The following is a 26268-nucleotide window of genomic DNA, read 5'->3' on the forward strand; positions in this document are numbered from 1 at the left end:
GTCATTGACCGACGGCCGTCTTGAATTTAGTCCAAACCCGCATGCGTGCGCGCATATCGGCCTGGGGAATATCCTGGCCGGCCACCAGTCGCTTGAAGGTGGCGTCGTCCGGGTAAATGTCCGGGTTGTTGCCCATGGCCGGATCCACACTGGCGCGGGCCTTGGCATTGGCCGTGGGGTAGCCGGTGAAATTGCTGATGGCCGCCATGTTCTCCGGGCGCATGACAAAGTTGATAAACGCGTAGGCATATTCCGGATGCCGCGCATCCACGGGAATGGCCATGGTGTCCATCCACACCGTCGTGCCCTCGCGGGGGATGTGGTATTGGAAGCGCGCCTTTTTACCCGCCGCATCCGCCGCCCGTTGCGCCTGGGTCATGTCGCCGCTGTAGCCCAGGGACAGGCACAGGTTGCCATTGACCAGGTCAGTCACCGGCTGCGACTGGAACTTGCGGATGTATGGCCGCAGCTTGAGCAACAGGGCGCTGGCCGCGGCCAGGTCTTCGGGCTTGGCACTGCGCGGTTCGCGCCCCAGGTAAATCAGCGCGACGGCCAGTACTTCGTCGGGCGAGTCGATCAGCGAAATGCCGCAATCGGCAAATTGGCGCGCCAGTTCCGGCTTGAACAACAGGTCCAGGCTATTGACCGGCGCATTCGGCATGCGCTGTAGGATTTGCTCGGCGTTATAGGTCAGGCCAATCGTGCCCCAGGTGTAGGGCACTGTGGCCTGATTGGACGCGCGGTAATGACTGCGCAATTGTTGCAGGCCTGGTTCGATATCCTCCAGCGCCGCAAGTTTCGCCGGATCCAGCGGTTGCAGGCTGCCGGCGCGCATCAAGCGCTCGCCCACCGTATCGCCGGGGAAGATCAGATCATAGCCACTGCCACCGGCCATCAGCTTGGCCTCCAGGGTCTCGCTGCCATCCATCACGTCGTAGATCACCTGGATCCCGGTTTCGGCAGTAAAGCGAGCCAGGGTGTCTTCGGCAAAATAGTCGGCCCAGTTGTACAGGCGCAGGATCTTTTCGTCGGCCTGTACCGTCGGGATGACGATGCTCAGGGCCAGGGTGCAGTGGATCAGCTTCATGTCATACCCCTTGGGTCTGCCAGCGTGGGTGCAGATGGCGACCGTCCTGGGTCAGCAAGCCGCCATACATGTCCGGGCGGCGGTCGCGGTAGATGCCCCAGGTCAGGCGCTCTTCGGCCATGGCCGCCAGGTCCAGGCACTGGAGCAGCACGCCGCTGCTGGCGCGGTCGGCCTCGGCCAGCAGTGCGCCTTTGTGGTTGCAGATAAACGACGAGCCGTAGAACGCCATCTGCAAGGCCGGGTCGCTGGTCGCCACTTCCCGGCCGACACGATTGGCCGCCACCACCGGCAACAGATTGGCGGCGGCGTGCCCGCGCATGGTCATCTGCCAGTGATCACGGGAGTCCAGGCTGGCACAACCCGGCTCGGAGCCGATGGCGGTGGGAAACAGCAACACCTCGGCGCCCAGCAACGCCAGGCAGCGCGCGGTCTCGGGGAACCACTGGTCCCAGCAGATACCCACGCCGAGGCGGCCGAACGCGGTGTCCCAGACCTTGAAGCCAGTGTCGCCGGGGCTGAAGTATTCCTTCTCCTGATAGCCAATGGCGTTGGGAATATGGGTCTTGCGATACACCCCCAGCAGTTTCCCGTCAGCATCGGCCACGCTCAGAGAATTGAAGTAGGCGTTACCGGCCTTTTCGAACCAGCTCAACGGCAGCACCACGCCCAGCTCCCCGGCCAGCGCGGCGAAGCGCTTGAGCACCGCGCTATGGCGGTACTCCTCAGCCAATGCCAGGTGTTTGTGTTGCTGTTCGATGCAGAAATACGGCGTGGCAAACAGTTCTTGCAGCAGGATGACCTGGGCGCCCTGGCTGGCCGCTTCACGCACCAGCCGTTCGGCTTGATCAAGGTTGTGCGGCAAATCCCAGGTGCAGGGCATCTGAGTGGTGGCGACGGTCATCAAGGTCATGGCATCAGCCCTCCACCGGCCAGGCCGGCTGCTGCTGGGTGATGCAATGCACGCCGCCGCCGCCATGGGCCAGGTGGTTGATACACACCGGTACCACCACGCGATCCGGGAATGCCTGGGCCAGCACCTCGGCAGCCACCTGGTCGGCCGCAATGCCATAGGCCGGCATGATGATCGCGCCGTTGGCGATGTAAAAGTTGGTGTAGGACGCGCAAAACACCTCGGCGTCGGCATCCACCGCCTCGCTGGCCTCAAAGAGTTCGATCAACTCGAACCGGCGCCCCTTGGCATCGGTGGCCAATTCCAGGGCGCGGCGGTTTTCCCGTGCCACCTCGGCGTACACCGAACCCTGGTCGTGGGTGGCGTCCACCAGCAACACGCCGGGGCGGGCAAAGGCGCACACACCATCGACATGGCCGTCGGTCATATCCCCGGTGACGTAATCCGGATCGCCCGGCAGCCAGATGGTTTTTGTCACCCCCAGCCAGCGCGCAAAGAACGCCTCCATCTCGGCCTTGCCCATGCCCGGGTTGCGATTGGGGTTGAGCAACACCGACTCGGTGGTAATCAACGTGCCCTCACCGTCCACATGAATCGCCCCGCCTTCATTGCTCAACGGCGTGCCAAAGCATGGCAGGCCCAAGTGGTTGAGGGCGCGCCGGGCCAGGCTTTCGTCCAGGTCGTGGGCCGACTTGCCGCCCCACGCGTTAAAACGCCAGCTCACACCGGCCAGGCCCAATTGCGGGTGGCCAATAAAGCTGGGGCCGGAGTCGCGGCACCAACTGTCGTTGACCGCCAGCGCGATCAGTTCGATGTTGGGGCCGCACAGGGCTTTGGCCGTGTCGAGTGCACAAGGGTCAACCACCAGCTTCACCGGCTCGAACCGCGCGATGGCATTGGCGACCCGCGCAAAATCCGCCTGCACCTGGGCCAGAGTCACGCGCCATCCCGCCTCCCAGAGTGCCTGGTTATGGGGCCAGACCATCCAGGTCGCGGCATGCCTGGCCCATTCCGCCGGCATCCTCCAGCCGCTGTGTGGCATCTCGTTCTGCAGCATGACAACCCCCTTCTGAGTTAAGCCTTTGTGTTCACCGAAAACGACGTACACGCTATGGGGATCCATGCTACGTTTGGCCAAACCGCCAAACAAACGATGGATTTTGCAGGTAAATGATTAGAGAAACTTATCAGCATGCTTAAACACTGGCCGCCCCTGGGGGCACTGCGCGGCTTCGAAGCGGCGGCGCGGCTGGGCAGTTTTCACAAGGCTGCCAACGAACTGCACCTGACCCAATCGGCCATCAGCCAACAGATCCGCAGCCTCGAAGCGTACCTGGAACAGCCGCTGTTCTTTCGCAACGGGCGCAGCGTCGCCCTGACTGATGCCGGCCATGATTTCCTCAGCACCACCCAGGCCCTGTTGCAACAGTTGTCAGTGGGCGTACGCCGGCTGGGGCAGTACCGCAAGGCCAATCAACTGGTGCTCAACACCACGCCCGCCTTTGCCCGCCACTGGCTGTTGCCACGCCTGGCCGACTTCCGCCGACACCACCCGGACGTGGATTTGTGGCTGTTCAGCACCGACGAAGTACCCGACATGGCCACCCAGACCATCGACCTCGCCGTGCGCGACGACATCAGCGCCCAGGCCGAGTGCAGCTTCAAAGTGCTGCACACCGACCGCCTGTATCCCGCCGCGCACCCCAGCGTACTGGCCCTGCCCCGCGAGCAACGCACCACCCTGCATGGCGAGCGGGAAATGGACTGGAGCCATTGGGCGGTGGAAGCCGGGATCGACGTGGGCCAGCAGGATCAGGGCCTGAACTTCTCCGACCCCGGCCTGCTGCTGGACGCAGCCTGCGGTGGCCTGGGCATCGCACTGGTCAGCCAGTTACTGAGCCAGCACGCGCGGGACAACGGCCTGCTGCAACCCTTGGTCGACGCGACCATTCGCGGCCCCAACTGGGCCTTGCTGACCCACCGCGACAGCGAAAACGACCCACTGGCGCGCAGCTTCAGCCAGTGGTTGCTGGACAACCTGGCGCAAGGTGCCCCGACATGAGTCAAGGACTGGAAGACATCCTGGCCGAGCGGCTGGCCGTGATTTTTTGCGGGATCAATCCGGGCCTGCTGGCAGCCGCCCAGGGCCATCATTTTGCCGGGCGCAGCAACCGCTTCTGGCGCACCTTGCACCTGGCTGGGTTTACCCCACATCAAGTTCAGCCCGAGGATGATCGGACAATCTTGCAGTACCACTGCGGGCTGACGACCGTCGTGGAACGGCCAACGGCGCGGGCCGATCAACTGTCCCAGGATGAATTCAAGGCGGCGGCCGAGGGCTTTGAAAACAAAATCCGCCGGTATGCACCGCGCTATGTGGCGTTCCTGGGCAAGGCGGGTTATTGCGCGTTGTCGGGGCAACGCGAGGTGGCGTGGGGGCTGCAACCGCGGACGTTGGGGGATGCTGCGGTGTGGGTGCTGCCCAATCCCAGCGGGCGGAATCTGGCGTTTACGTTGGAGCAGTTGGTGGCAGCGTATGGGCGGCTCTGTTTGGCAGCATTCCCCGAGACGGGCAAGTAGCGTCAGGGACCAAATCGCGAGCAAAAAAAAGCCTGCATCGCTGCAGGCTTTTCTCTATCTGGCTCCACGACCTGGACTCGAACCAGGGACCCAATGATTAACAGTCATTTGCTCTACCAACTGAGCTATCGCGGAATGCGGCGTATCTTACTGATTGAAAAGGATAAGTCAAATATTTAATGCATTTGTACGTACGCGATTCCAGCGAATCTGGCAAATTTGGGGAGATTCAACTTTCAGCAGCCTCACTCACAACCTACAAAAAAGCAGGAACCCTCCGACTGGATCATCAAAGCGCTTGAGCTGAATATTTCGCCGGTGTCGCCGAAACTCTTTACCATCCCAGCCAACATTAACCCACCAAGACCTACCCATTCGACAAGGAGTCGGACTACGTGAAAAAACTGCATGACCATCCCTTTTTCAAACCGCGCCACCCCATCACTCCCCTGACGCCGGAAACACCCAAGCTATCTTTAGGCACGCTGCTCTCACTGGCAGCCGTGGTGATCTCGATTGCCGCCGCGTCGATTTCCTTCTGGCAACTGGACCTGATGCGTGAGCACAACCGACTGTCCGTACGGCCCTACCTGATGATCACTCCGCATTTAACGGCACAAAAAAGCGGCCTGTACCTGTCCAATGAAGGGATTGGGCCGGGCATCATCACTGCGTTCAGCATTCGCGTTGGCGATGAACACTTCGATGGGCTGGGGGACAGTCGCTGGCCCGCCGTGCTGGAGAAAGCGCGCTTGAATCCTGAATGTTTCGCCAAAGGCTGGCCCACCAAAGGCTCAGCCGTAAGGCCGGGAAATGACATCGCGATTCTGGAGCCGACTAAAAGCACCCAGTTCGGCCCCTTGTGCCTGCTGCAAATGAGTCTGTTCCTACAAAGGAATGACGTATTTGTGCAGATGGACTACGAGTCACTCTACAAGGAGCCCTTCACCTTTTCTGCGCCCTTGAAAATGAATGAAGCCATGGATATGGGCGCGTTGAGCAAAATATTTCAGTAGCAACCCAACGCGCGCCCATCACGGCAACTGCTCAATAACCCCGTTACTCTTCAGTTGCCCCAACTGCTCACCAGACAACCCCAACCGCCCCGCCAACACCTCATCCGTATGCTGCCCCAGCATCGGCGCTGGTCGCACGTACTCCACTGGCGTGCCAGACATCTTGATCGGGCTGCCAACCATGGCGAAGTCGGGGTTTTGCGGATGGGGGATCTTCACCATCAAGCCACGGGCAATCACCTGCGGCTCTTCCAGGGATTGCGCGATGTTGTTGATCGCCCCCACCGGCACTTTCGAGGCATGGATGCAGCTGACCCACTCATCTGCCGTGCGGCCAAGGAAGTGCGCCGACAGCAGCTCGACGATTTCGGCCCGATGGGCGACACGGTCGGCATTGCGCCGAAAACGCGGGTCGTCCGGCAGGTGTGGCAGACCGATGCTGTGGCACAAGGCGATAAATTGGCTGTCGTTGCCACAGGCGATGATGAAATCGCGGTCGGCGGCGCGAAACACCTGGTACGGCACGATATTGGCGTGGGCATTGCCAAAGCGCTGGGGCACTTTGCCGGAGGCCAGGTAGTTCATGCTCTGGTTGGCCAGGGTTGCCACTTGCACATCCAGCAGGGCCATATCGATGTGCTGGCCGACGCCGGTGCGTTCGCGGCTGAGCAGCGCGGCCTGGATCGCCACGGTGGAATACAGCCCGGTCATCAGGTCAGAAAATGCCACGCCGACTTTTTGCGGGCCGCCGCCCGGCAAGTCGTCGCGCTCACCGGTAATACTCATCAGGCCGCCAATGCCCTGGATGATGAAGTCGTAGCCGGGCTCTTGCGCACGCGGGCCGGTCTGGCCGAAGCCGGTGATGGAGCAATACACCAGGCGCGGGTTGATCTGGGCCAGTGTCGCGTAGTCCAGGCCGTAGCGCGCCAGGGAACCGGCCTTGTAGTTTTCGATCAGCACATCGGAGCTGGCCGCCAGCGCCCGTACCAGTTCCTGGCCTTCGGTACTGGCCAGGTCGATGGCCACCGACAGCTTGCCGCGGTTGGTGGACTGGTAATACGACGCCTGCCCGGACGACTCGCCGGTGTCGGTCTTCATCCATGGTGGCCCCCAGCCCCGAGTGTCATCGCCGCTCTGCGGGCGCTCGATCTTGATCACTTCCGCGCCGAGGTCCGCCAACACCTGGCCACACCATGGGCCGGCCAATACCCGGCTCAAATCCAGTACACGCAAACCTGTTAATGCACCCATTGTTTTTATTCCTGAAAGTCTGTGTCAGCCGATTGCCGGCTCTGGATGGCGCAAGGAAATCCCCAGCAACGCACGGCGTCTCAGCCAGGGGCTGGGGCGGTAGCGTGGGTCGTGGGTGATCTCGCACAGGCGCTGCAAAATCGTCAAAATCCTGCGGGGCCCGAGGGCGTCGCCCCAAGCCAGCGGGCCATGGGGGTAACCGAGGCCCAGGTGTACCGCCTGATCGATATCCTCGACGCTGGCGATGCGCTGCTGCGCAATGTCGCAGGCCAGGTTGACCACCATCGCCAAGGTACGCTGGGCCACAAAGCCAACACTGTCGCCAATCACCGTCACCCCCACGCCATCCCTGGCGAGCAAGGCGTGGGCAGCGTCACGCATCGGCGCGGCAGTCAGCGGGTTTTGCATCAGGGTGCGATGGCGCGACAGGTCGGGCAGAAGGTCAATGCACAAGGTGCGCGCCGGATCGGTGTGGAACCACTCGCAGGTGGCGGTCGCGTCGCGGCCGTAAGGTGCCAGCAGGCACAACGCAGCGGGCGACGGCTGCGCGCCCGTCTCCAATTGCACGCCGAGGTTGATCAGCAAGGTGCTGAGGCGTTCGTGGTCTTCGGGGTTTTCCGTGGCGATCCACACCGGTGGCAGCGTGGTAATAGTCGGCACCGGCTGCGGCTGTGGGCCGTCGATCCTCTGGCCATTTTCGTAGCGGTAGAAACCCTGGCCGGTCTTGCGTCCCAGGCGCCCACCCACCAGCATCTGCCGGGTCAGGGCCGAGGGTTTGTAGCGCGGCTCCTGGTAGAACTGGTTGTAGATTGATTCCATGACCGGGTGGGAAACGTCCAGGCCGGTGAGGTCCAGCAGCTCCAGCGGCCCCATGCGAAAACCCGCACCGTCGCGCAGGATGCGGTCGATATCGCCCCCCTCGGCAATGCCTTCATCCAGCATCTTCAAGGCTTCGGTGCCGTAGGCACGGCCGGCGTGGTTGACGATAAAACCGGGAGTGTCCTTGGCACGCACGCCACGATGGCCGGTGCGCGCAACAAATCCCAGCAAGGCCTCGCCGACGGCTGGCGCGGTGGCCAGGCCGTCGATGACTTCCACCACGCGCATCAGCGGCACCGGGTTGAAAAAGTGCAGGCCGGCGACTCGCCCAGGATGCTGGCAACCCGCGGCAATCGCCGTGACCGACAGCGATGAGGTGTTGCTGGCGAGGATGCACCCCGGCGTCACGATGGCCTCCAACTGGTGCAGCAGGCCACGCTTGGCATCGAGGTTTTCGACAATGGCCTCAACCACCAGGTCGCAATCGTGCAAGGCGTCAAGGCTGGTGGCCACGTGCAGGTTGTGCAACGCGCTGTCCATGGCCGCCTGGGTGAGCTTGCCCTTGCCGACCAGCTTGGCGAAGGTCGCGTCGAGGCTGTCGCGAGCCGCCTGCGCCGCGCCATCGCGGACGTCGAACAAGCGCACGCGCACGCCGGCCTGGGCGGCAATCTGCGCGATGCCGGCGCCCATGACGCCAGTGCCCACCAGGCCCATGATGTTGATCGAATCGGCCATGGTTATTCCCCGAGGTAGTTGGGTGTGCGTTTCTCGAAGAACGCCGCGGCGCCCTCCTTCTGATCCGCAGAATCGAACAGCAATTGGAACGCCTTGCGCTCCAGTACCAGGGCGCTTTCCAGCGGCAGGTCGGCGCCCGCAAGCATCACCTCCTTGATCTGCTCCACCGCCAGCGGCGGCAGCGCGGCGATCTGCGCCGCCAGCTCCAGGGCTCGTGGCAAGGTCTGGTCGTCGGCCACCACCTCACTAAGCATGCCCATGGCCAGGGCTTCGGGGGCCTTGACCATGCAGCCAGTCAGGGCAATACGCATGGCCTGGAATTTTCCCACCGCACGCACCAGGCGTTGTGTGCCGCCGGCACCCGGCATCAGGCCGAGCTTGACCTCAGGTTGGGCAAAACGCGCCGATTCGCCGGCCACGATCATGTCGCAATGCATCGCCAACTCGCAGCCACCGCCCAGGGCAAAGCCGTTGACCGCAGCGATCACCGGTTTCGGGCAACGGCTGATCGCTTCCCACAGGTACTCGGTGTGCCGGCGATACATCTCGATAGGACTGGCGCTGGCGAACTCCTTGATGTCGGCGCCCGCCACAAAAAACTGCTCGCCACCGGTCAGCACAATGACGCGCACATCCCGGCGCCGGGCCAAGGCACGAAAGTGCCCGGCCAGTTCCTCACGCACCTGGGCGTTAAGGGCATTTTTGACGTCGGGGCGATGGATCCGCACCACCGCAACGCCATTGTCCTGGACGTCGAGGTGGACCACGGGTTGATCAGGATTAGCCACATGTACTCCTGCTGCAATGTTCTTGTTAGTGCGGTCAACGTTAGTTTCGCTATGCGAAATAACATTCCGTATTTAGCCATGATCATAGGTATCGACCCGGCGGGTGTAAATGCAAAAACCGCAACGCCCAATGAAATCTCGATTAACTCATTGTTTATTGAAGGTTAATTAGGAACGCACGGAGAAAACCAATCAGTTGCTTAGTTTCGCACTGCGGAATACAATTTTGTTTTGTTGATTTTATAAAAAAAGAGGGACTACCATGCGCCGCACACCAGAGGCACCTGCAGGCAGCAACGGGTTCGAACATCTGCGGGTGGATCCGATGAATAGCGAGGAGGAGGAAGACAAGGACCGCCAGTTCATCACGGCCCTGGCCCGTGGCCTGGAACTGCTGCGCTGCTTTACCCCCAGCGAAAGCGTGTTGGGTAACCAGGAACTGGCGCGCAAGACCGGCCTGCCCAAGCCGACGATTACCCGCATGACGCACACCCTGACCCGCTTGGGTTACCTCAAGCACCTGCCGCAGTCGGGCCGGTACCAGTTGGATGTGGGGGTGATGGCGTTTGGTTACGCGATGCTTTCCAACCTGTCGGTGCGGGCCGTGGCCCACCCGCTGATGGAAACCATGGCCAAGTACGCCCAGGCCGCCGTCGCAATGGCCACCCGGGACCGCCTGGACATGGTGTACCTGGACGTGGTCCAGGGCGAAGCGAACATGACCATGCGCCGCCAGGTCGGTACGCGCCTGCCGCTGCACTTGAGTTCGGCAGGCCGCGCTTGCCTGGCGGCGATGCCGGAAAACGAGCGTGAGTTCATGCTCGACCATATCCGCCAGCGCCATCTGGAGGATTGGCCGACGATTCGCAAAGGGCTGGAGCGCGCGTTCAGGGACTACACCGACTTCGGCTATTGCATGTCGATCGGGGAATGGCACCGCGATGTCAACGCCATCGCCGTGCCCATGCTGCACGCACAACATGGGCTGTTGACGTTCAACTGTGGCGGGCCGAGTTTCCACCTTTCCCGGGAAAAACTCGAAGACGACATCGGGCCGCGTCTCAAGCACATGGTCAACAACATCGAGGCCGCCGCCCGCTAGACAGATCGGTGCACGGCCTCGGCAGATCAAACAACAGGCCCGCCGAACGGGCCGCCGAGGAATGCACATGATCCGAGACCCGCAAACGCTGCATCTGCTGCTGGATTCCATTCGCCAGTTCGTCAATGAAGCGCTGATCCCACGGGAAAACGAAATCGCCGAGACCGATGAGATCCCGGCGGACATTGTCCAGCAATTCCAGGACATGGGCCTGTTCGGCCTGACCCTGCCCGAAGCCTATGGCGGCCTGGGCGTGACCATGGAAGAAGAAGTCTGCATCGCCTTCGAGCTGGGGCGCACCTCGCCGGCATTCCGTTCCTACTTCGGCACCAATAATGGCATCGGCTCCATCGGCATTCTGCTGGACGGCACCGAGGCGCAGAAACAGCACTACCTGCCCAAGCTGGCCAGTGGCGAGTTGCTCAGTTCGTTCTGCCTGACCGAACCGGACGCAGGCTCCGACGCCGCCTCGCTGAAGACCACCGCCGTGCGCGATGGCGAGCATTACCTGATCAATGGCACCAAGCGCTTTATCACCAATGCGCCCCATGCCGGGATTTTCACGGTGATGGCCCGCACCAACCCGGATACCAAGGGCTCGGGCGGGATCAGCGCGTTTATCGTCGAGCGCAATACGCCGGGGGTGTCCCTGGGCAAGCGCGACCACAAGATGGGCCAGAAAGGCGCCCATACCAGCGACGTGATTTTCGACAATGTGCGGGTCCCCGTCGGGCAACTGATCGGCGGCGTCGAAGGCGTGGGGTTCAAGACCGCGATGAAGGTGCTCGACAAGGGCCGCCTGCATATCGCAGCGGTCAGCGTCGGCGCCGCCGAACGCATGCTCGACGATGCCCTGCACTACGCCATCGACCGCAAGCAATTCGGCCAGCCGATTGCCGAGTTCCAGTTGATCCAGGCGATGCTCGCCGACAGCAAGGCTGAAATCTACGCGGCCCGCTGCATGGTGCTGGACGCGGCGCGCAAGCGTGACGACGGCTTGAACATCGGCACCGAAGCCTCCTGCGCGAAGATGTTCGCCACCGAGATGTGCGGCCGGGTGGCAGACCGCTGTGTGCAGATCCATGGTGGCGCAGGTTATGTGAGCGAGTATGCGATCGAACGGTTCTATCGCGATGTACGGCTGTTCCGGCTGTATGAAGGTACGACCCAGATCCAGCAGTTGGTGATTGCACGCAACATGATTCGCGAGGCCCAGCACTGACCCCGCCTCTACGGTGGGAGCCGGCAAGCCGGCTCCTACAAACCCCCATAAACCGTGCCCTACAACTACAACAAGGTATCGCTATGGAAGTCGCCGCATCGGCGGGTGCGTTGTCGCCCGCAAAAAACAACCTGTGGATCATTGTTTTCATTTTCTGCTTCCTCGGCCTCTTGATCGATGGCGCAGATTTGATGCTGCTGTCCTACAGTCTCAGCAGCCTGAAAGCCGAGTTCGGCCTGACCAGTGTCGAGGCCGGCAGCCTGGGCAGTTTCACCCTGGCCGGGATGGCGGTCGGCGGGATTTACGGCGGCTGGGCCTGTGACCGCTTTGGCCGGGTCAAGACCGTGGTGTGGAGCATCGTGCTGTTCTCGGTGGGCACCGCGATCCTTGGCCTGACCCACAGCTACTGGCAGTTTGCGGCCACCCGTTTCTTCGCCTCCCTTGGCCTGGGCGCGCTGTATGTCGCCTGCAACACCCTGATGGCCGAATACGTGCCGACCCGCTACCGCACCACCGTGCTTGGCACCTTGCAGGCCGGCTGGTCGGTGGGCTATATCGTCGCGACCTTGTTGGCCGGCTGGATCCTGCCGGACCACGGCTGGCGCTGGCTATTCTACGTGGCGATCATCCCGGTGATCCTCGCCGTGCTGATGCAACGCCTGGTGCCGGAGCCCCAGGCCTGGCTCAACGCCCAGGCCGAACGCGCGCGGGAAAAAGCCGAAGGCACCCAGCGCGTCTCGGCGAAAAAGCCCGATGGCATGTTCAAGCTGATTTTCAGTGATCCCAAGGCCAGCCGCATGTTCCTGCTCTGGGCGCTGACCGCAGGCTTCCTGCAGTTTGGCTACTACGGGGTCAACAACTGGATGCCGTCCTACCTCGAAGGCGAGTTGGGGATGAACTTCAAGTCGATGACCAGCTACATGGTCGGCACCTACGCGGCAATGATTTTCGGCAAGATCCTCGCCGGCCTCGCGGCCGATCGCCTGGGGCGGCGCGTGGTGTTTGCCTTCGGCGCATTGGGGACGGCGGTGTTCCTGCCGGTGATCGTGCTGTACCAGAGCCCGGAGAATATCCTTTGGCTGCTGATTGTCTTCGGCTTCCTGTATGGCATTCCCTACGGCGTGAACGCGACCTACATGACCGAGAGTTTCGAGGCGAAATTCCGCGGCTCAGCCGTGGGCGGCGCCTACAACATCGGGAGGATCGGCGCGGCGGTCGCGCCGGCGGCCATTGGCTTCCTGGCGTCCCACGGCTCGATTGGCGTGGGCTTTTTGGTGATGGGCGCGGCGTACTTCATCTGCGGGGTGATCCCAGCGCTGTTCATCCGCGACAAGCAGTTTGACCCGCAAAAACAATAACCCCGCTGTCGGCGCCGGCTTGCCGGCGATAGCGGTGCCTCAGGCCAATACGCTATCGCCGGCAAGCCGGTTTCTCCAATGGGCACTCACACCAATCCCCCTGGAAAACCTAGCCGTTTTGCCAGTTACTTAAACGTTTTGTTCAAACTATCGTGTACCCCACCAATTTTTGATGGCAGGGCCGGAAATGGAATTCATCGAACAGATCCGCCAGGGCTACGCCGCCTTTCGCGGTTACCAGACCTGGTACCGCGTGACCGGCAATCTCGACAGCGGCAAGACCCCACTGGTCGTCCTCCACGGCGGCCCCGGTGGCACCCATGACTACCTGGACGCCTTCAAGGACGTGGCCGCCAGTGGGCATGCGGTGATTCACTACGACCAACTGGGCAACGGCCACTCCACCCACCTGCCCCACCAGCCCGCCGGCTTCTGGACGGTTGAGCTGTTTCTCGAAGAGCTGGACAACCTGCTCGACCATCTGCGCATCAGCGACCATTACGCAATCCTTGGGCATGCCTGGGGCGGCAGGCTCGGCAGTGAACATGCGCTTCGCCAACCCCGGGGCTTGCGCGCCTTGATCGCCGCCAACCTGGCGGCCGGCTTCGATGACCAACCCTTGTGCCGGATCAACCCGTGGCCCGAAGAAGTGGCACGTACCTTCGCCCAGATGGCGGCCGATCCTACGGTTTACAACGCCCTGCACGGCCCGATCAGCATTGGCCGGCTGACGCAGATCCAAGTGCCAACCCTGATAATTTCCGGGCGGCATGACCAGGCCACACCGCTGGAATTCAAGGCATTCCTCGATGAAATCGCCGATGTACGCGCAGCGCTGTTTGAAGACTCCAGCCATATGCCCCATGTGGAGGAGCGCCAGCCGTGCATGGGCACGGTGGTGAAGTTTTTGGATGAGGTGTGCTCACCAACGGTCTTCTAAACACCACCAATCAAATGTAGGAGCGGGCAAGCCCGCTCCCACATTCAGTTTTTTGCGGTGTTTTGGCTACACCTCGCTCGTTTCAGCCCGCCCCGCCACCGTCGCTTTCTGCAGTGATGCATCCACCAGCGGGATCTCCTTGCCCTCGGCATCAAACAATTTGCCCTTGCTGAAATAATCCCCGTCGCGCAGCGCCGCCACATCCTGGAAGCACAGGCTGCGCTCGGTGCCGGCGACGAACACCGACTGCTGGTCCGAGTTGCCGGCAGTGAAGTGGTTGAACGCCAGGTTCAGCAGGATCGCCATGATCGCCGAGGAACTGATCCCCGAGTGGAAGATGGTCGCGAACCAGCTGGGGAACTGATCGTAGAAGCTCGGCGCGGCGATGGGGATCATGCCGAAACCGATGGAGGTGGCGACGATGATCAGGTTCATGTTGTTACGGTAATCAACCTTGGACAGCGTACGTATCCCACTGGCCGCCACGGTGCCAAACAACACGATCCCGGCGCCGCCCAGCACCGAGGTCGGTACTGCGGCAATCACCCGGCCCATGAAGGGCAGCAGGCCAAGGATCACCAGGAACAGGCCGCCCGTGGCCACCACATAACGACTCTTGACCCCGGTCACCGCCACCAGGCCGACGTTCTGGGCGAAGGCGCTTTGGGTGAACGAACCGAAGATCGGCGCGAACATGCTCGACAGCATGTCGGCACGCAGGCCGTTGCCCAGGCGCTTGGAGTCAACCTTGGTGTCGATGATCTCGCCCACCGCCAGAATGTCCGCCGAGGTTTCCACCAGGGTCACCATGACCACGATGCACATGGACAGGATCGCCGCCACATGGAAGGTCGGCATGCCGAAATGGAACGGCGTAGGGAAGCCGATCATCGGGCCCTGGGTCACGGTAGAGAAGTCCGCCATGCCCAAAAACACCGCGATCAATGTGCCAAACACCATCGCCAGCAGGATCGACAGGCGCGAGATGGTGGCGCTGCCCACTTTGCTCAGCAACAGCACCAGCACCAGGGTGATGGCCGCCAGGCCGATGTTCGGCATGCTGCCAAAATCAGCGGCACGGCTGTTACCGCCCATGGCCCAGCGGGCGGCGACCGGCATCAGCGTCAGGCCGATGGTGGTAATCACGATCCCGGTCACCAGCGGCGGGAAGAACTTGGTAATTCGCGAGAATATCGGGGTAATCAGCAGCCCGATCAGCGACGCGGCCATCACCGCCCCCAGGATCGCCGGCACACCGCCTGCGCCATCGCTGCCGACAATCGCCACCATGGTCGCCACACCGGCAAACGACACCCCTTGCACCAAGGGCAACTGACAGCCAAAAAACGGCAGGCCCAGGGTTTGCAACAGCGTGGCCAGGCCACCGGCAAACAACGACGCGGCGATCAACAGGCCAATATCGGCGGGGGATAACCCGGCCGCCTGGCCGACAATCAACGGCACGGCCACGATACCGCCGTACATGGTCAGTACATGCTGCAGGCCGTAAGCCATGTTGGCAGCGACGCCAAGATTCTCATCTTCTGGCCGTTGCGGTGACGCCTTCGGGATAGTCATGGTGAGGGGATCTCTGTTTTTGTTGTGCGCTCACTGTATGCAATAGAAAGATTGGATGTCCATAGAGTTGTATACAATCATTTCCACAAGATACCCGGCATCGACGTTACAAAAATCCATTCAGCCGCCCTGCCCCAAGGCTTGAAGCCGTGCCCACAAGGATCTGAAAAAAATGCTCAACCGCACGCTGCGTATCCACTCTGCGGCCATTTGCTACTTCGATATGGTCCGCCGCTGCCATTCGATCCGCGAAGCTGCGCGCCGGCTGAACGTGGCGTCGTCGGCGGTGAACCGGCAGATTCTCAAACTTGAAGACGAAGTCGGCGCGGCCTTGTTCGAGCGCTTGCCCGGTGGGTTGCGCCTGACCGCTGCGGGGGAAATCCTGACCCGCCATGTCACCCTGGTGTTGCAGGATGTGGAACGGGTGCGCGGCGAACTCGAAGGCCTGAACCAGGTGCAGACCGGGCATGTGGAAATCGCCACGGTGGAAGGCGCGACAGTGGAGTTGCTGCCAGCCGTGCTCAAGCGCATGCGCCAGCGCTACCCGGCGGTGACCATCGGGGTGACCGTGCAGGGTTCACAATCGATTCCGGCGGCGGTGATCAACGGCCAGGCAGACCTGGGGCTGGCCTTTGCCCTGCCACGCAGTGCGGAAACCACACAGTTGTGTGTCGGGCATTTCCGCCTGGGTGCGTTGGTGGCACCGGGACATCCACTGGCCTCACACGCCAGCGTCAGCTACACCCTGTGCGCTGAACACGGGGTGATCCAGGCCAACAGCGAGCTGTCGATCCATCACCTGATTGCCCCGCTGCACAAACGTTCGCCGGCTGCGCACAAGCCGTTGCTGCAAAGCAACTCCATGGAACTGGCGCGGCAGTTGGCGCGCCAGCAATTGGGGGTGGCGTTCCAGACGCGGATCGGGATCGAGGCCGATTTGGCCAGGGGTGAGTTGCTGCACATCCCCTTGAGCGACCAGGGCGGGATGTTCAGCGACCTGGGGCTGTATGCGCGCAAAGGTCGGGATTTGCCTACGGCAGTGGAGTCGATGGCCCACCTGATCAGCGAGGAAATCGCTTTGCGCGAACGCGAAGAATCACCCTGTACACCGTGTATTTCCTGACCTTCAGGCCAGCTTCAGTGCTGCCGATTCGGCAGCAGCCCAGTCGATATTCTGTTCTTTGAGCAGCACGGCGGTTGTGTCGATACTGCGCCCGGCGGCCCCTGCACGGCTGCCATGAGCCAAACGCCAAAGGAACTAAAACAATGAAAAAGGCACTGCACGGCGCAACCGTATTACTCACGCTCCTCGGCGGCGGGGAGGCTGTCGCGGTGGAATGGATGAACAACAGCGTAGGATTTCGCTACGGGCAACAGTTCACCAATCCGAACAACCCTGACGATTTCAGCAAGCGCATCTACAGCTTCACCCACGCCAGCGGCTACCAGTACGGCAGCAACTTCCTACATCTCGATGTATTCCTGTCCGACAGCCGCGATCCGCGCAAGGGCACCGATCACGGTGGCAGCGAGGTGTATGCGGTCTACCGGCACCAGTTGTATGCATCACGGGTATTCGACATGCCGCAGGGCACCGGGCTGATCAAGGATTACGCGCTGACCCTGGGGTTCGACGCCAACCGCAACAACAACCTGGCGTCGGCGAAAAAACGCGCCCTGGTGATCGGGCCGACCCTGAAGTTCAATACCGTCGGGGTGCTGGACCTGAGCCTGATGTACTACAAGGAAAACAACCATTCCGGCATCCCAGGCGCGAAAGATCCGAACCACACCTTCGACGACACCTACATGCTCAACCTGACCTGGATGCGCCCGTTCGAGCTCGGCAACCATGGCGCGAAGTTCCAGGGGTTCATCAACCATGTCGGCGACAAGGGCCACGACTACAACAGTCGCGACACCGCCGCAGAAACGCTGATGCGCACGGCACTGATGGTCGCCGTCCGGCCGGGCAAAAGCGTCAAGCCCAACCTATACCTGGGCGTGGGCTACGAATACTGGCATAACAAGTTTGGCGTGGACGGCGGCCGTGGCAGCCGCACCTCAACGCCAACCCTGAATATGGAAGTGACGTTTTAAGCTGCCGCCAACTGCGACTCGTCCGACTTGGGCCGCGCCAGCCAGTAACCCAACACCGCCAGCGGCGCGGTCGCCAGCATCACGATCACCGTGACCAGCAATGGCTGCTCCAGCAACGACGACACCAGCAGGCTGGCGACAAAGCACAAGCCCAGTTGCAGGGTGTTTTGCAGTGCCGCAGCCTTGCCGGAGTTTTCCGAAAACGGCATCAGCGCATTCGCCACTACAATCGGGTAGCTGGCGCCGTTGACCAGGGCCATCAAGCAGAACGGAATCAGCAAGGTGGTCAGCGTCGGCACCGTCAAGGTCGCTACCAAATACAGCGCCACCATGCTCACGCAATACGCCACCAGCAACCAGGGCAACAAGAGTTTGCCCTGGAACCGTTGCAAGGCGCTGCGGCAACTGTAGCCACCCACCAGAAACGCCAGGGTCGGCAGCACATAGCTCAGGCCGATGTCATTGGGGCTGTAGCCCATGCCACCGAGAATAAACGGCGAGGCCGTGAGCCAGGCGAAGAAGCTGGCGGAGCACGCGGCGAAGATCAGCACATTGCCGATGAACACCCGCGACTTGAACAGTTGCCCGTAGCTCAGCCGGGCTTTTTCGCCGTCGGCGGCCAGGCGTTTGGGCATGGATTTGAGAAACAGGGTCGGTAATAGCAGCAACAGCGAAATACCCAGCAACACGGCGAAGATCGCCTGCCAGCCCCAGTGATTCAATACCACCGCGCCCAACAGCGGCGCCAGCGCCGGTGACAGGGACATCAGCGGCATGATGCTGGCAAACACCCGGTGCGCCTTGTCAGCCGGGTACCGGTCAATCACCAGCGCCTGCCAACTGACTGCGGCGCTGCACACCCCAATCGACTGTACAAAACGCAAGGCCAGCAGTTGCGGCGCGGTCTCGACCCAGAACATCCCCAGGCAGCCGAGCACGAACAGACTCAGGCCGGCCAACAGGATCGGCTTGCGCCCCAGGCGATCAGACAGCGGGCCCCAGAGCAGTTGCCCCACGGCAAAACCGGCGAGGAAGATGCTCAAACTGGCCCCCACCGCACCGGGGGGAATCTGCAAGTGTTCGCCCATGGCACCGAACGCGGGCAAGTACATATCCATGGCCAGATAGCCGAGCATGCTCAGCCCCGCCAGGTACCAGGTGAAACCAAAAGAGTTTTTCATTGAAGCCTTGTTAGTCCTGCCATCAAACAATTTGCTGACTGGCGCCTATTATGAGGCTGACAGTTGCGCTGTGAAGCGATAATAATTGAACACTCTTATCAATATTTTTGAAGGCAATGCCCATGTGGTCCGAATACTCCCTGGACGTGGTGGATGCCGTGGCCCGTCACGGCAGCTTTAGCGCCGCCGCCCAGGAACTGCACCGCGTACCCTCGGCCATCAGCTACACCGTACGGCAAATCGAAGAGTGGTTGGCGGTGCCGTTGTTTATCCGTCGCCACCGGGATGTGGAACTGACCCCCGCCGGCCGCCTGTTTATCGACGAGGCCCGTGGCGTGATGAAAACCATGCTGGGCACCCGCCGACTGTGCCAGCAAGTGGCCAATGGCTGGAGCGGCCAGCTGAAAGTGGCGGTGGATTCCATCGTCAAACAGCAACGCTGCCGGCAACTGGTGCTGGATTTCTATCGCCAGTTCCCGGAAGTGGAACTGCTACTGGAGTACGAGGTGTACAACGGTGTGTGGGATGCCCTGGCAGACGAGCGCACCGATATTGTGATCGGCGCCACCAGCGCGGTGCCGGTGGCCAGCCACTTCACGTTTCGCGACATGGGCTTGTTGAACTGGCTATGCGTGGTCAGCGCCCGGCATCCGCTGGCACAGGTCGAGGGTTTGCTCAGCGACGATCAATTGCGGCCCTTTGCGTCGCTGTGCATGACCGACACCTCACGCAACCTGCCCAAGCGCGACACCTGGACCCTGGATAACCAGCGACGCCTGGTGGTCCCCAACTGGGCCTCGGCCATGGATTGCCTGCAGGACGGGCTGTGCGTGGGCATGGTCCCGGCGCACCTGGTGCAGCCATTGATCGACAGCGGCGAACTGGCCGCCCTGGAACTGTCCCGGCCCTTCCCGGCCAGCCCGTCCTGCGTGGCCTGGGCCCAGGACAAACTGTCACCGGCCATGGCCTGGCTCCTGGACTACCTGGGAGATAGCCAGACCATGAACCAGGAGTGGCTCAACGGGCCCGTTTCACAGTAACCGAGCGATGCCCCGCACAATCATCTCCACTTCCTTGCTATCCAGGGTCAGGGGCGGCAACAGGCGAATAACCTTGCCCCGCGTGACATTGAGTAACAATCCCTGTTCGCGTGCGGCCCGTTCGGCCAGGTCGCGCTGCGGCGTGGCCAGTTCAATGCCGATCATCAGTCCGCGCCCACGGATCGCCAGCACCTGCGGATGTTCGCTCAATTCCACCCGCAGCCGCGCCAGGAGGCGCTCGCCCTGACGCGCGGCGTTCTCCAGCAGGCCTTGTTCCTCGATGATATCCAGCACCGTACAGCCCACGCGACACGCCAGCGGATTACCGCCAAAGGTGCTGCCATGGCTGCCGGGGGTGAAGAGTTTGGCCACCGAGGCACGGGCCAGGCAGGCGCCAATCGGAATACCGTTGCCCAGACCTTTGGCCAGGGTCATGACTTCCGGGACAATGCCCTCCTGCTGGAAAGCAAACCATGTGCCGGTCCGGCCAATGCCAGTCTGGATCTCATCGAGCATCAATAACCAACCGTGCTGGCTGCAGTGGGCGCGCAAGGCCTGCAGATAACCCGGCGGGGCCAGTTGCACGCCACTTTCGCCCTGGATCGGTTCCAGCAATACAGCCACTATCCTGGGCCCGAACTCACGGGTCACCGCGTCCAGTGCCGCCAGGTCGCCAAAGCCGACCTTGATGAAATCTCCCGGCAAGCGCTGGAACCCCAGGCGCACCGATGGCCCGTCGCTGGCGGCCATGGTGCCCAGGGTGCGGCCGTGGAAGGCGTTCTCCATGACCACCACCAGCGGCTGCTCGATGCCTTTTTTCCAGCCATGCAGACGCGCCAGTTTCAGCGCGGTTTCATTGGCTTCGGCGCCGGAGTTGTTGAAGAACGCCTGGTCCAGGCCGGATAGCCGGGCCAAGCGTTGGGCCAGGCGCTGCTGCCAGTCGATGCCATACAAGTTGGAGGTATGCAACAGCAAGCCGGCCTGCTCGCTGATTGCCGCCGCCAGTCGCGGATGGGAGTGACCGACATTGGTCACGGCGACACCGGCCACGGCATCCAGGTACTCACGACCCTGCTGGTCCCACAGGCGGGTGCCCAGGCCACGGGTGAAGCTCAGGGGCAAGGGTTGATAGGTGTTCATCAGGCAAGCGGCGGTCATGGCATCGGGCTCCATCGTAGTCAGGGCCTCAGTATCGTTAGCCACTCAAGCTGGATAAACTGCGCAGATCTGCAATGACTTTAAACCAAGGCTTGATAATGGACCTGTTCCAGGCAATGACCGTCTACGTCAAAGTGGTGGAGACCGGCAGCATGACCGCAGCGGCCCAGGCGTGCGGCCTGTCGACCACCATGGTCGGCAACCACCTACGCGCCCTGGAGCAACGCCTCGGCGTCAGCCTGCTCAAGCGCACTACCCGCAAGCAAAGCCTGACCGAGTTCGGCGGCCTTTATTACCAGCGCTGCCTGGAGGTGCTGGGGTTGGTGGCCAACTCCGAGCAGTTGGCTGAACAGATCCACAGCGAGGCGCCACAAGGGCTGCTGCGCATCACCGCGCCGCCCGCGTTCGGTGCCGAGCGCCTGGCACCGGCGCTCAGCGAGTTCTCCCGGCGCTACCCGCAGATCCAGCTGTACGTGGTACTGAGCAATCAAGCGATGGATCTGATCGACAGCGGCTTCGACGTCGCAATCCGCCTGGGAGAGCTGCAGCCTTCCAGCCTGATCGCCCGGCCCTTGCAGGACTACACCATGACCCTGTGCGCGTCGCCGGATTACCTGGCCCGCCGGGGTACGCCGCAGCAGCCCATGGATTTGCAGGAGCATGACTGCCTGGCATTCGCCTACCCATCGACCGATGACTGGCGCAACGCCGACAAACTCTGGCGCCTGCGGGGGGCAGCAGGTGAAGTCGAAGTCGCCGTATCCGGGCCCATGACCATCAACAGCTCCCAGGCCCTGCACCGCGCGGCCGTCGAAGGCATGGGCATCGTGATGCTGCCCGACGCGCTGGTTGGCGCCGACCTGCAGGCCGGCCGGCTGGTGGCGCTACTGCCAGGCTATCAGTCACCCTCGCGCTCGATGCACCTCTTATATGCACAGGATCGCTATCGCCTGCCCAAGCTGCGGGCCTTCGTCGACTTTGCGATCGAACAATGGGCGCGCTAGAAACTCACTCCCAGGGCCTGTAGCTCACGACGGGTCTGCGCGGGTGATACGTGATGAATACCGTGCCAGCCCAGGGCGCTGGCGGCATGGGCGTTTTCGGCCACATCGTCGATAAACACCAGCTCCTCGGGCTGGATATCCGGCAGATGGGCGCACACCTGGTCGAGGCTGGCATGGTAGATCGCCGGGTCAGGCTTGATTAGCTTCACCTCGCCGGACACCACGATATTGCGAAAGTGTTTCAGGAAGGGATAGTTGGCGCGGGCGTAGGGGAAGGTTTCTGCGGACCAGTTGGTCAGGCCGAACAGCGGCACTTTGGCCTCATGCAAGTCTTCGAGTATCGCCACGCCGTCGGCGAGCGGGCCGCGCAGCATTTCATGCCAGCGGTCGTAGTAGGCCCGGATCAGCGCCTCATGTTGCGGGTGTTTGGCAATCAGGCTGTGGGTGCCTTCAGCCAGGGTGCGTCCAGCGTCCTGTTCGGTATTCCAGGCCTGGGTGCAGATGTTCTCGAGGAACCATTGGCGCTCCTCGTCACCGGTAATCAGTTTGCGGTACAGATGCTGCGGGCTCCAATCGAACAGGACACCGCCAAAGTCAAAAACTACTGCACGAATCGTCATGAAGATCCTCCGTTAGCCGAGTGTGATAACGGACGCAGTCTGGCACACCGAGGTCAAGAAGGGGCAAGCAAGGAAAGGTAGGACGGCTCCTACAAGGGGTTAAGCCTGGACCAGACCTTCGATCTTCACGGTCGGATTGACGTCAGCGTCGTAATCCACGCCATCAATCTCAAAACCGAACAGGCGCAGGAACTCTGCCTTGTAGCCGGCAAAATCGCTGATCTCGTTGACATTGTCATCGGTCACCTGGTTCCACAGCGCCGCCACGGCGTCCTGGACTTTCGGTTCCAGCTCAGCCAGGTCGGCACGCAGGCGGCCATCGGCGTCAAGCTTCGGCTCGCTGCCGTACAGGCTGTCCTTGAACAGGCCGTAGACCTGCTCGATGCAGCCTTCATGGGTGCCCTGCTCTTTCATCACCTTGAACAGCAGCGACAGGTACAGCGGCATGATCGGGATCGCCGAACTGGCCTGGGTAACCACGGCCTTGAGCACCGAGACACGGGCATCGCCCTTGAGTGCGGCGAGGTTGTCGCGCAGGGTCAGGACTTTCTTGTCGAGGTCTTTCTTGGCCTCGCCGATGGAGCCATTCCAATAGATATCCTGGGTCAGCTTTTCGCCCAGGTAGGTGAACGCGGTGGTCTTGGCGCCTTCGGCCAGCACGTCGGCGTCACGCAGGGCGTCGATCCACAGCTGCCAGTCTTCGCCGCCCATCACTTTGACGGTGCCGTCGATTTCTTCCTGGGTCGCCGGCTCTAGCGTGGTGTCGACCACAACGCCCTTGTCGGTGTTGATCCCACGCAGGGTCACGGCCTTGCCGATCGGCTTGAGGGTGGAGTTGTGCACCACGCCCTGCGGGTCGGTACGGCGTGGCGCGGCCAGGCTGTAGACCACCAGGTCGATCTTGCCCAGGTCTTTCTTGATGGTTTCGATGGTCAGGCGCTTGATCTCGTCAGAGAACGCATCGCCATTGATGCTCTTGGCGTACAGGCCTTTTTGTGCGGCAAACTTGTGGAAAGCGGCGCTGTTGTACCAGCCTGCAGAGCTGAGCTTGCCTTCTTCGCCTTCTTTTTCGAAAAACACACCAAGGGTGTCGGCGCCACAACCAAAAGCGGCACTGATACGCGCAGCCAGGCCGTAACCGGTGGACGCACCGAGCACCAGGACTTTCTTCGGGCCGCCTTCGATGGCACCGTGCTGGGTCACGTAGTCGATCTGCTCTTTGACGTTCGCTTCGCAGCCAACAGGGTGGGCGGTCACACAGATAAAGCCACGAACCCGCGGTTTGATGATCATAAAATTTCTGCCTCTTCCAAGGTGCCGATGGCCAATGGTGGCCATTACGGCGTCAATCGTACTGGTCTATGACGTCCGAAAAACCGAAGCGTCACGATAGTCGCAATTCTTCTGTTCGCAAAATCCAATCCACACTGGCCAAAGGCACTATATTTTTCCGACAAGGGCGTGAATTCAGCAAATTCTGCGGCATGATGAGGCAGAGCGGAGTTTGCGTCCTGCCTGTAGGGCAGGGAAAATGCCCGTCCTGTGCGACCGTATTCGGCGCTCGTCATCCTCATGCCACTGGCTGTTCAGCGCCCGGTGGCTGCGCTTTCAGGGAATAAGAATGCCTCAACGCCAAGTCATCAATGCCTCCGTCAGCCCCAAGGGCAGTCTCGAAACGCTGTCGCAACGTGAAGTCCAGCAACTGAGCGAAGCCGGTTCCGGCAGCATCTATACGCTGTTTCGCCAGTGCGCCCTGGCAATTCTCAACACCGGCGCCCATATCGACAATGCCAAGACCATCCTCGACGCCTACAAGGACTTTGAAGTACGCATCCATCAACAGGATCGCGGCGTGCGCCTGGAACTGTTGAACGCGCCCGCCGACGCGTTCGTGGATGGCGAAATGATCGCCAGCACCCGGGAAATGCTGTTCAGCGCCCTGCGCGACATTGTCTACACCGAAAACGAGCTCGATAGCCAACGCATCGACCTGAGCACCTCCCAGGGCATCACCGACTACGTGTTCCACCTGTTGCGCAACGCGCGTACGCTGCGCCCCGGTGTCGAGCCGAAGCTCGTGGTGTGCTGGGGCGGGCACTCGATCAATACCGAAGAATACAAATACACCAAGAAAGTCGGGCACGAACTGGGCCTGCGCAGCCTCGATGTGTGCACCGGTTGCGGCCCGGGCGTGATGAAAGGCCCGATGAAGGGCGCGACTATTTCCCACGCCAAGCAACGCATCACCGGCGGGCGCTACCTGGGCCTCACCGAGCCTGGCATCATCGCCGCCGAAGCGCCGAACCCGATCGTCAACGAACTGGTGATCCTGCCGGATATCGAAAAACGCCTGGAGGCCTTTGTGCGTGTCGGCCACGGCATCATTATCTTCCCGGGCGGTGCCGGTACGGCCGAAGAATTCCTGTACCTGCTGGGCATCCTCATGCACCCGGACAACCGTGACGTGCCCTTCCCGGTCATCCTCACCGGGCCAAAACAGGCAGCGCCGTACCTGCAACAGTTGCATGCGTTTGTCGGCGCGACCCTGGGTGAGGCGGCCCAGGCCCACTACCAGATCATCATTGATGACCCCGCCGAAGTCGCCCGGCAGATGACCGCGGGCCTCAAGTCCGTCAAACAGTTCCGCCGCGAGCGCAACGATGCCTTCCACTTCAACTGGCTGCTGAAGATCGACGAAGGCTTCCAGCGCCCGTTCGACCCGACCCACGCCAACATGGCCAGCCTGCAACTGAGCCATGCCCTGCCGCCCCATGAACTGGCGGCCAACCTGCGTCGGGCGTTCTCGGGGATTGTGGCGGGTAACGTCAAGGACAAGGGCATCCGCCTGATCGAACAGAACGGCCCGTACGAGATCCACGGCGACCCGAGCATCATGAAGCCGCTGGATGAGCTGTTGAAGGCGTTTGTGGAGCAACACCGGATGAAACTGCCCGGTGGCGCGGCGTATGTGCCGTGCTATCGCGTGGTGCAGTAAGGCACATCGCCAGATCATAGGTTGGATTGCTTTAGGGCTGTCGGATGGGTGTCGAGGGTATGAAGGCGGACTAAGGTTTTACCTATTCAGACCAGCGACACCTACCATAGCGTCCAGGACCTCAAGGGCCTGATCCGCAAACCCGCCACGGCCGTCAGCATTGAACAGGTGAGCCAGGCAGTCGCCGCGCAGGGAGCAAAAGCGCGATGATTGGCCAGGATACCTTGGCGTTGCTGCAACGGACCTGCTTTGGTAAAACCTGTGTTCCACCGCCCTTATTAGAGACTGCCCAACGTGCGCACGCTTCTGCTCGCTGCCCTGCTCCTGACACCCACCCTCGCCCTGGCAGAAACCATCGCCTGGCCGGACCTTCCAGAGACCTGTTTCGTCAGCGGCCGTTCTGCCACCAACGACGATGTCGACAATGGCTGTGCGGCGTTTCTGATCAATGTGAAAGGCAAGGCGGCAGGCACGCCCATCAAGCTGGAAATCCCCCAATACGCCATGCACGTCGAAGCGGGTACAGGCAAGGAGACGCCGGTGATCATCATCCAGGCGGAAGAGAACGGCGAGATCAAGGCGGTTGGGTACAAGGAGCTAGGTACCGAACAATTGGGGGCGGCACTGCTCAAGGAAGTGCGGCTGCTGGGAACGAAAAAGCCCGGCTAAAGCCAGCCCAGTTGCGCTCCAATAAAGCTCCACAATCAAAAAACCCGCTGACCGTTACCGGTTCAGCGGGTTTTTAACTGGCGACTCAATCCTGTTTCAGGACCTCGTCAACCGC

General features: G+C 61.6%; 24 protein-coding genes, 1 tRNA gene and 1 pseudogene. 14 read left to right on the top strand and 12 right to left on the bottom strand.

Going from position 1 to position 26268, the window contains the following annotated elements:
- Window position 1: 1 nt before the first annotated feature.
- The 3 genes from HBO05_RS14890 to HBO05_RS14900 are packed head-to-tail and all read right to left on the bottom strand — an operon-like array spanning window position 2 to window position 3054.
- Window positions 2-1087, bottom strand: a complete 1086-nt coding sequence (locus HBO05_RS14890; RefSeq protein ID WP_169953363.1) for an extracellular solute-binding protein — start codon at window positions 1085-1087, stop codon at window positions 2-4.
- 1 nt (window position 1088) lies between these two features.
- Window positions 1089-1997 (bottom strand): N-carbamoylputrescine amidase, encoded by a 909-nt coding sequence (aguB, locus tag HBO05_RS14895; protein WP_172313112.1) that lies wholly within the window; start codon window positions 1995-1997, stop codon window positions 1089-1091.
- A gap of 4 nt (window positions 1998-2001) precedes the next feature.
- Window positions 2002-3054, bottom strand: a complete 1053-nt coding sequence (locus tag HBO05_RS14900; RefSeq protein WP_172313115.1) for an agmatine deiminase family protein — start codon at window positions 3052-3054, stop codon at window positions 2002-2004.
- Between the two features lie 135 nt (window positions 3055-3189).
- Between HBO05_RS14900 and HBO05_RS14905 the strand changes: the two genes are divergently transcribed.
- Together HBO05_RS14905 and mug are read left to right on the top strand one after the other, a co-directional pair.
- Entirely contained in the window at window positions 3190-4059 is an 870-nt protein-coding gene (locus tag HBO05_RS14905; RefSeq protein ID WP_172313117.1) for a LysR substrate-binding domain-containing protein, read from the top strand.
- On the top strand, window positions 4056-4577 hold the full coding sequence (mug, locus tag HBO05_RS14910) for a G/U mismatch-specific DNA glycosylase (RefSeq protein WP_172313119.1): 522 nt from the start codon (window positions 4056-4058) through the stop codon (window positions 4575-4577). Before HBO05_RS14905 ends, mug begins: the two co-directional genes overlap by 4 nt.
- A 59-nt stretch (window positions 4578-4636) precedes the next feature.
- Here mug and HBO05_RS14915 read toward each other — a convergent pair.
- A tRNA-Asn gene (locus HBO05_RS14915) sits at window positions 4637-4712 on the bottom strand.
- 260 nt (window positions 4713-4972) lie between these two features.
- Between HBO05_RS14915 and HBO05_RS14920 the strand changes: the two genes are divergently transcribed.
- Window positions 4973-5593, top strand: a complete 621-nt coding sequence (locus tag HBO05_RS14920) for a hypothetical protein (protein WP_172313121.1) — start codon at window positions 4973-4975, stop codon at window positions 5591-5593.
- 18 nt (window positions 5594-5611) lie between these two features.
- Here the strand turns inward: HBO05_RS14920 and HBO05_RS14925 are convergent, their stop codons facing one another.
- The 3 genes from HBO05_RS14925 to HBO05_RS14935 are packed head-to-tail and all read right to left on the bottom strand — an operon-like array spanning window position 5612 to window position 9186.
- Complete coding sequence (locus HBO05_RS14925; protein WP_170057771.1) at window positions 5612-6844, bottom strand: CaiB/BaiF CoA-transferase family protein; 1233 nt, start codon at window positions 6842-6844, stop codon at window positions 5612-5614.
- A 24-nt stretch (window positions 6845-6868) separates the two neighbouring features.
- Complete coding sequence (locus HBO05_RS14930; protein WP_172313124.1) at window positions 6869-8398, bottom strand: 3-hydroxyacyl-CoA dehydrogenase; 1530 nt, start codon at window positions 8396-8398, stop codon at window positions 6869-6871.
- Window positions 8399-8400: 2 nt separating this feature from the next.
- Window positions 8401-9186 carry an enoyl-CoA hydratase gene (locus HBO05_RS14935; protein ID WP_170057769.1) on the bottom strand — a complete coding sequence of 262 codons (786 nt, stop codon included), beginning with the start codon at window positions 9184-9186 and terminating at the stop codon, window positions 8401-8403.
- A gap of 262 nt (window positions 9187-9448) precedes the next feature.
- Here HBO05_RS14935 and HBO05_RS14940 point away from each other — a divergent pair, with 262 nt between their 5' ends.
- The 4 genes from HBO05_RS14940 to HBO05_RS14955 all read left to right on the top strand — a co-directional run bounded on the left by HBO05_RS14940 (window position 9449) and on the right by HBO05_RS14955 (window position 13808).
- On the top strand, window positions 9449-10288 hold the full coding sequence (locus HBO05_RS14940; protein WP_169953341.1) for an IclR family transcriptional regulator: 840 nt from the start codon (window positions 9449-9451) through the stop codon (window positions 10286-10288).
- Window positions 10289-10355: 67 nt separating this feature from the next.
- On the top strand, window positions 10356-11510 hold the full coding sequence (locus HBO05_RS14945) for an acyl-CoA dehydrogenase family protein (RefSeq protein WP_172313127.1): 1155 nt from the start codon (window positions 10356-10358) through the stop codon (window positions 11508-11510).
- Between the two features lie 83 nt (window positions 11511-11593).
- On the top strand, window positions 11594-12868 hold the full coding sequence (locus HBO05_RS14950) for an MFS transporter (protein ID WP_170043403.1): 1275 nt from the start codon (window positions 11594-11596) through the stop codon (window positions 12866-12868).
- A 187-nt stretch (window positions 12869-13055) separates the two neighbouring features.
- Complete coding sequence (locus tag HBO05_RS14955; protein WP_169953333.1) at window positions 13056-13808, top strand: alpha/beta fold hydrolase; 753 nt, start codon at window positions 13056-13058, stop codon at window positions 13806-13808.
- 66 nt (window positions 13809-13874) lie between these two features.
- Here HBO05_RS14955 and HBO05_RS14960 read toward each other — a convergent pair whose 3' ends face one another.
- A complete protein-coding gene (locus HBO05_RS14960) occupies window positions 13875-15386 on the bottom strand; it encodes a nucleobase:cation symporter-2 family protein (protein ID WP_169953331.1) in 1512 nt (503 codons plus the stop codon).
- 172 nt (window positions 15387-15558) lie between these two features.
- On the opposite strand from HBO05_RS14960, the gene HBO05_RS14965 reads away from it, so the two are divergent.
- Both HBO05_RS14965 and HBO05_RS14970 read left to right on the top strand, forming a co-directional pair.
- Window positions 15559-16509 (top strand): LysR family transcriptional regulator, encoded by a 951-nt coding sequence (locus tag HBO05_RS14965; protein ID WP_172313130.1) that lies wholly within the window; start codon window positions 15559-15561, stop codon window positions 16507-16509.
- Between the two features lie 143 nt (window positions 16510-16652).
- The gene (locus HBO05_RS14970) at window positions 16653-17486 is read left to right on the top strand and encodes a nucleoside-binding protein (protein WP_170043402.1); all 834 of its coding nucleotides are present in this window, start codon (window positions 16653-16655) and stop codon (window positions 17484-17486) included.
- Here the strand turns inward: HBO05_RS14970 and punC are convergent.
- A complete protein-coding gene (punC, locus tag HBO05_RS14975) occupies window positions 17483-18667 on the bottom strand; it encodes a purine nucleoside transporter PunC (protein WP_172313132.1) in 1185 nt (394 codons plus the stop codon). The genes HBO05_RS14970 and punC overlap by 4 nt on opposite strands.
- A gap of 122 nt (window positions 18668-18789) precedes the next feature.
- On the opposite strand from punC, the gene punR reads away from it, so the two are divergent.
- The gene (gene punR, locus HBO05_RS14980; RefSeq protein WP_169953328.1) at window positions 18790-19707 is read left to right on the top strand and encodes a DNA-binding transcriptional activator PunR; all 918 of its coding nucleotides are present in this window, start codon (window positions 18790-18792) and stop codon (window positions 19705-19707) included.
- Here the strand turns inward: punR and HBO05_RS14985 are convergent.
- Complete coding sequence (locus tag HBO05_RS14985; protein WP_169953327.1) at window positions 19699-20865, bottom strand: aspartate aminotransferase family protein; 1167 nt, start codon at window positions 20863-20865, stop codon at window positions 19699-19701. The genes punR and HBO05_RS14985 overlap by 9 nt on opposite strands.
- A gap of 98 nt (window positions 20866-20963) precedes the next feature.
- Between HBO05_RS14985 and HBO05_RS14990 the strand changes: the two genes are divergently transcribed.
- Entirely contained in the window at window positions 20964-21869 is a 906-nt protein-coding gene (locus HBO05_RS14990; RefSeq protein WP_169953533.1) for a LysR family transcriptional regulator, read from the top strand.
- Here the strand turns inward: HBO05_RS14990 and HBO05_RS14995 are convergent.
- Entirely contained in the window at window positions 21866-22489 is a 624-nt protein-coding gene (locus HBO05_RS14995) for an HAD family phosphatase (protein WP_170043400.1), read from the bottom strand. The two genes, HBO05_RS14990 and HBO05_RS14995, sit on opposite strands and share 4 nt — an antisense overlap.
- 99 nt (window positions 22490-22588) lie before the next feature.
- Window positions 22589-23782 (bottom strand): enoyl-ACP reductase FabV, encoded by a 1194-nt coding sequence (gene fabV, locus HBO05_RS15000; RefSeq protein ID WP_169954153.1) that lies wholly within the window; start codon window positions 23780-23782, stop codon window positions 22589-22591.
- A gap of 328 nt (window positions 23783-24110) precedes the next feature.
- On the opposite strand from fabV, the gene ppnN reads away from it, so the two are divergent.
- The 3 genes and pseudogenes from ppnN (at window position 24111) to HBO05_RS15010 (ending at window position 26153) form a co-directional block, all read left to right on the top strand.
- Window positions 24111-25484: a nucleotide 5'-monophosphate nucleosidase PpnN gene (ppnN, locus tag HBO05_RS15005; protein WP_172313135.1), complete on the top strand. Its 1374-nt coding sequence runs from the start codon at window positions 24111-24113 to the stop codon at window positions 25482-25484.
- A 111-nt stretch (window positions 25485-25595) separates the two neighbouring features.
- Window positions 25596-25694 (top strand): annotated as a pseudogene (locus HBO05_RS29310) (AbrB family transcriptional regulator); the annotation flags it as partial.
- A gap of 84 nt (window positions 25695-25778) precedes the next feature.
- Window positions 25779-26153 carry a hypothetical protein gene (locus tag HBO05_RS15010; protein WP_170043399.1) on the top strand — a complete coding sequence of 125 codons (375 nt, stop codon included), beginning with the start codon at window positions 25779-25781 and terminating at the stop codon, window positions 26151-26153.
- Window positions 26154-26268 lie beyond the last annotated feature (115 nt).

Source organism: Pseudomonas sp. WS 5079, from assembly GCF_012985465.1.
Lineage (GTDB): Bacteria > Pseudomonadota > Gammaproteobacteria > Pseudomonadales > Pseudomonadaceae > Aquipseudomonas.

Bases quoted from the DNA above. Each gene is read 5' to 3' on its own strand.
- HBO05_RS14890 (WP_169953363.1), bottom strand. From the start codon at position 1,087: ATGAAGCTGATCCACTGCACCCTGGCCCTGAGCATCGTCATCCCGACG.
- aguB (WP_172313112.1), bottom strand. From the start codon at position 1,997: ATGACCTTGATGACCGTCGCCACCACTCAGATGCCCTGCACCTGGGAT.
- HBO05_RS14900 (WP_172313115.1), bottom strand. From the start codon at position 3,054: ATGCTGCAGAACGAGATGCCACACAGCGGCTGGAGGATGCCGGCGGAA.
- HBO05_RS14905 (WP_172313117.1), top strand. From the start codon at position 3,190: ATGCTTAAACACTGGCCGCCCCTGGGGGCACTGCGCGGCTTCGAAGCG.
- mug (WP_172313119.1), top strand. From the start codon at position 4,056: ATGAGTCAAGGACTGGAAGACATCCTGGCCGAGCGGCTGGCCGTGATT.
- HBO05_RS14925 (WP_170057771.1), bottom strand. From the start codon at position 6,844: ATGGGTGCATTAACAGGTTTGCGTGTACTGGATTTGAGCCGGGTATTG.
- HBO05_RS14930 (WP_172313124.1), bottom strand. From the start codon at position 8,398: ATGGCCGATTCGATCAACATCATGGGCCTGGTGGGCACTGGCGTCATG.
- HBO05_RS14940 (WP_169953341.1), top strand. From the start codon at position 9,449: ATGCGCCGCACACCAGAGGCACCTGCAGGCAGCAACGGGTTCGAACAT.
- HBO05_RS14945 (WP_172313127.1), top strand. From the start codon at position 10,356: ATGATCCGAGACCCGCAAACGCTGCATCTGCTGCTGGATTCCATTCGC.
- HBO05_RS14950 (WP_170043403.1), top strand. From the start codon at position 11,594: ATGGAAGTCGCCGCATCGGCGGGTGCGTTGTCGCCCGCAAAAAACAAC.
- HBO05_RS14955 (WP_169953333.1), top strand. From the start codon at position 13,056: ATGGAATTCATCGAACAGATCCGCCAGGGCTACGCCGCCTTTCGCGGT.
- HBO05_RS14960 (WP_169953331.1), bottom strand. From the start codon at position 15,386: ATGACTATCCCGAAGGCGTCACCGCAACGGCCAGAAGATGAGAATCTT.
- HBO05_RS14965 (WP_172313130.1), top strand. From the start codon at position 15,559: ATGCTCAACCGCACGCTGCGTATCCACTCTGCGGCCATTTGCTACTTC.
- HBO05_RS14970 (WP_170043402.1), top strand. From the start codon at position 16,653: ATGAAAAAGGCACTGCACGGCGCAACCGTATTACTCACGCTCCTCGGC.
- punC (WP_172313132.1), bottom strand. From the start codon at position 18,667: ATGAAAAACTCTTTTGGTTTCACCTGGTACCTGGCGGGGCTGAGCATG.
- punR (WP_169953328.1), top strand. From the start codon at position 18,790: ATGTGGTCCGAATACTCCCTGGACGTGGTGGATGCCGTGGCCCGTCAC.
- HBO05_RS14985 (WP_169953327.1), bottom strand. From the start codon at position 20,865: ATGACCGCCGCTTGCCTGATGAACACCTATCAACCCTTGCCCCTGAGC.
- HBO05_RS14990 (WP_169953533.1), top strand. From the start codon at position 20,964: ATGGACCTGTTCCAGGCAATGACCGTCTACGTCAAAGTGGTGGAGACC.
- HBO05_RS14995 (WP_170043400.1), bottom strand. From the start codon at position 22,489: ATGACGATTCGTGCAGTAGTTTTTGACTTTGGCGGTGTCCTGTTCGAT.
- fabV (WP_169954153.1), bottom strand. From the start codon at position 23,782: ATGATCATCAAACCGCGGGTTCGTGGCTTTATCTGTGTGACCGCCCAC.
- ppnN (WP_172313135.1), top strand. From the start codon at position 24,111: ATGCCTCAACGCCAAGTCATCAATGCCTCCGTCAGCCCCAAGGGCAGT.